Source organism: Reyranella sp. (assembly GCF_004296935.1).
GTDB lineage: Bacteria > Pseudomonadota > Alphaproteobacteria > Reyranellales > Reyranellaceae > Reyranella.
Map to the genome: position 1 here is coordinate 1 of NZ_SCVH01000054.1, position 3,954 is coordinate 3,954.

General features: G+C 65.1%; 2 protein-coding genes and 1 rRNA gene. 2 read left to right on the forward strand and 1 reads right to left on the reverse strand.

Annotated elements, in window-relative coordinates; genetic code table 11:
• Positions 1-1,775, forward strand: a 1,775-nt coding sequence (locus tag EPO55_RS06970) for an AAA family ATPase (protein WP_296335859.1), incomplete at its 5' end; no start/stop codon positions are given.
• Between the two features lie 15 nt (positions 1,776-1,790).
• Here the strand turns inward: EPO55_RS06970 and EPO55_RS06975 are convergent.
• Positions 1,791-3,317, reverse strand: a complete 1,527-nt coding sequence (locus EPO55_RS06975; protein WP_296335860.1) for a peptidoglycan DD-metalloendopeptidase family protein — start codon at positions 3,315-3,317, stop codon at positions 1,791-1,793.
• A 522-nt stretch (positions 3,318-3,839) separates the two neighbouring features.
• On the opposite strand from EPO55_RS06975, the gene EPO55_RS06980 reads away from it, so the two are divergent.
• Positions 3,840-3,954: ribosomal RNA gene (locus EPO55_RS06980) — 16S ribosomal RNA — on the forward strand; the annotation flags it as partial.

Sequence of the window (3,954 nt, forward strand, 5' to 3'; positions counted from 1 at the left end):
TCATCGACGAGCTGCACACCCTGATCGGGGCGGGCAAGGCCGACGGCGCGATGGATGCCTCCAACATGCTGAAGCCGGCACTGGCGCGCGGCGAACTGCATTGCGTCGGCGCCACGACGCTCGACGAGTACCGCAAGCACATCGAGAAGGACGCCGCGCTCGCACGCCGCTTCCAGCCTGTGTTCGTGGCCGAACCGACGGTCGAGGACACGGTCTCGATCCTGCGCGGCCTCAAGGAGAAGTACGAGCTGCATCACGGCGTGCGCATCGCCGATGCCGCCATCGTGGCGGCCGCGACGCTCTCCAACCGCTACATCACCGACCGCTTCCTGCCCGACAAGGCGATCGACTTGATGGACGAGGCGGCGAGCCGCATCCGCATGCAGGTCGACAGCAAGCCGGAGGATCTCGACGAGCTCGACCGGCGCATCATCCAGCTCAAGATCGAGCGCGAGGCGCTGAAGAAGGAAAGCGATCCGGCATCGCGCGAGCGGCTGGTGAAGCTCGAAAAGGAGCTGAGCGAGCTCGAGCAGAAGTCGGCCGGGCTGACGGCGCAATGGAAGTCGGCCAAGGACAAGCTGGCCGATGCCCAGAAGGTCAAGGAGCAGCTCGACAAGGCGCGGCACGAACTCGAGATCGCCCAGCGCAAGGGCGAACTCGGCCGCGCCGGCGAATTGTCCTACGGCGTCATCCCCGAGCTCGAGAAGAAGCTCAAGGCAGCGGAGAACATCGAGCTCTCCGGCAGCCGGGGCGTGAAGGAAGAAGTCATGCCCGAGGACATCGCCGCGGTGGTCTCGCGCTGGACCGGCATCCCGATCGACAAGATGCTGGAAGGCGACCGGGCCAAGCTGCTGCGCATGGAAGAGGAACTGCACAAGCGGGTGATCGGCCAGGACGAGGCCATCAACGCGGTGTCCAATGCCGTTCGGCGGGCGCGGGCAGGCCTGCAGGATCCCAACCGTCCGATGGGCTCGTTCCTGTTCCTGGGTCCGACGGGCGTCGGCAAGACCGAGCTCACCAAGGCGCTGGCGAACTACCTGTTCGACGACGACCACGCGATGGTGCGCATCGACATGAGCGAGTTCATGGAGAAGCATGCCGTCAGCCGCCTGATCGGCGCGCCGCCGGGCTATGTCGGCTACGACGAGGGCGGTGTGCTCACCGAAGCGGTGCGCCGCCGGCCCTACCAGGTGATCCTGTTCGACGAGGTCGAGAAGGCGCACCCCGATGTGTTCAATGTGCTGCTGCAGGTGCTGGACGACGGTCGCCTGACCGATGGCCAGGGCCGCACGGTGCATTTCAACAACACGCTGATCGTGCTGACCTCCAACCTCGGCAGCGCCCATCTGGCAGCCCTCGGCGAAGGCCAGTCGACCGAGACGGTGCGCGAGCAGGTGATGGAAGAGGTGCGCCGCGCCTTCCGGCCGGAGTTCCTGAACCGGCTCGACGAGATCCTGCTGTTCAACCGGCTGAGCCGGGCGCACATGACGGACATCGTCGACATCCAGCTCGGCCAGCTGCGCAAGCTCCTGGCGGATCGCAAGATCGGCCTCGAGCTGGACAAGAAAGCGCTGCAGTGGCTGGCCAACCGCGGCTACGACCCGGTCTACGGCGCGCGGCCTCTGAAGCGCGTCATCCAGCGCAGCCTGCAGAACCCGCTGGCAACCCTGCTGCTCGAGGGCCGCATCAAGGATGGCGAGACGGTCGAGGTCGGCGTCGAGAACGGCGAACTCATGATCGCCGGCCAGCGCGTGCTGGGCGAGGCCGCCGACTAGCCGCCCATCGAGGTGCTAGTCGCCGCGCGCAACCTGGGGCGTCGCAGGGTCCTTCGGGGCCTGTGACGTCTTGGGCGGCGGCGGCTTGGCGTTCACATCGGCTGCGGCCGGCGCATTCTTCATCTGGTTGAGATACTGCCGCGACAGCGCCTGGAAGCGGGCGAGGTCCTTGCCGCCCACCGTGGCGCGCATGGCGAACTTCTGCGCCAGCGGATTGACCGCCCTGCCGCCGCGATGGAACTCGTAGTGCAGGTGTGGGCCGGTCGACATGCCGGTCGAGCCGACGAAGCCGATCACCTGGCCCTGGCGGACGGAAACGCCGGGCTTGATGCCCGGCCCCAGCCGCGACATGTGGGCGTAGGCCGTCGCCACATCCTGGGTGTGCTGCAACTTGACGTAGAGGCCATATCCGCCGTTGTAGCCGGCCATGGCGACCTTGCCGGTGCCGGCTGCCAGGATCGGTGTGCCGGAGGCGGCGGAGAAGTCGACGCCGGCGTGGAGCGCGCTGAAGCCCAGGATCGGATGCTCGCGCATGCCGAAGCGCGAGGTGAGCTTCGAGGCGTCCATGGGCGTGCGCAGGAACGAGCGCACGACACTCTCGCCCTGGGGATTGTAGAATCCGTCGGCGCCGCCCTGCGGGCGGAAGCGGATCACCGTCACCGTCCGTTTCAACAGGCGCAACTCTCCGGCCAGCAGGCGGCCCGGGTGGGTGACCAATCCATCGCTGGTCACGAGTTGTTCGAGCAGCACGGTGAACTTCTGTCCCTGCTTCAGTTCACGCTGGAAGTCGACATCGTAGGACATCGCCCGGATGAACTCGACCATCGCGGCCGACGGCGCGCCGGCCTTGATGCCGCTTTGCTGCAGCGAGCCGTCGCGCTCGCCTTCGACGCGAACGATGCGCGGGCTCACCTTGTAGATCTTCTCCTCGGCATCGTAGGAGCCGTCGTCCTTGCGGCTCACGATGTACTCGCGTTCCGGTTGCGGACGCACCGACAGCGACAGCACGCGCGGCGCGTCGGGCTGCTCGGGCATCGTCTGCATGAGCAGTTCGATCGTCTCGCCGGTCGCGAGTTTCTTCTTCTTCAGGAGCGTCTGCAGCTTCTCGGCGATCTGCTTGCGATCGGCGTCGGGGACATCGATGTCGGCCAGCATCTTCTCGACGGTATCGCCGCGTTCCAGACGGAGCGTGAGCTCGTAACGATCGCTGGCCGGAGGCTCGGGATCGGTTGCCGGATCCGGTGGCTTCATCTGGAAGCCTTTGAGTTCGAGGCCCTTGAAGGCGCCGTCCTTGAGTTCGGCCGACGTGACAGGCGGCGCGGGCTCGGAGTCGACCAGCACGATGGGCGCGGGCGCCGTGGCGGGCGGGGCGGGGAGCTGCTTTTGCGCCGTCGCGATCTCGGGATTCGACCGGTGCGTGAGCACCAGGCCGCCGAGCGCCAGGGCGATGATACCGATGGCGAAAAGGACAGGCCGGAACAGCGCAAAAGCGACGCTTTTGGCGGATTTCGACCGATCCGACGGAGAGGGGAAATCCGTCATGACCGTTGACCTATTACGGGCCCGGTGGGTCCAGGCCTCAGCTAGGGTTGGCGCCGCGGGGTCGATTCTGTCCCCAGCGGCGGGTCTCTACATATTGATGCCGAAAAGCTTGGCAGGCCACAACAATACCATAGGTTTGACGTGCTTTTTGCTGATCCCGGGCGACCGTCTCACATCTGCAATTTTACGTTTGACACCCCTATGACCGGCCCATATAAGCGCGGCTCCCACGGAGAACGGGGTGTACCGGAAACGTCGCGCGTAATTGCGGCGCAGGGTTTCATGACCTTGACGGTTCCCAGTTCGATCGAAGGTCTCGGCCAGTGCCTCTGCGGAGGTGGTCGTGCGCTCTATGCATTGTCTGTTAGGAAAGGGATACGCCGGCGGCGGCGGACGTTTGCGCTTCAGGCGCGAATGTTTTCGCCGTCGCTAGTTCGAACGTTCGACGCAAGTCGGACTTAGTAATCTAGTGACGGGATCAAGTTCTTCCCCTCTTCGCAAGTTGGGGTGGAAGGATACGTTAAACTTGAGAGTTTGATCCTGGCTCAGAACGAACGCTGGCGGCAGGCTTAACACATGCAAGTCGAACGCGTGTAGCAATACACGAGTGGCGCACGGGTGAGTAACGCGTGGATAT

What these genes read in the sequence shown, in the direction of transcription:
- EPO55_RS06975 (WP_296335860.1), bottom strand. Translation starts at nt 3,317, where the DNA reads ATGACGGATTTCCCCTCTCCGTCGGATCGGTCGAAATCCGCCAAAAGC.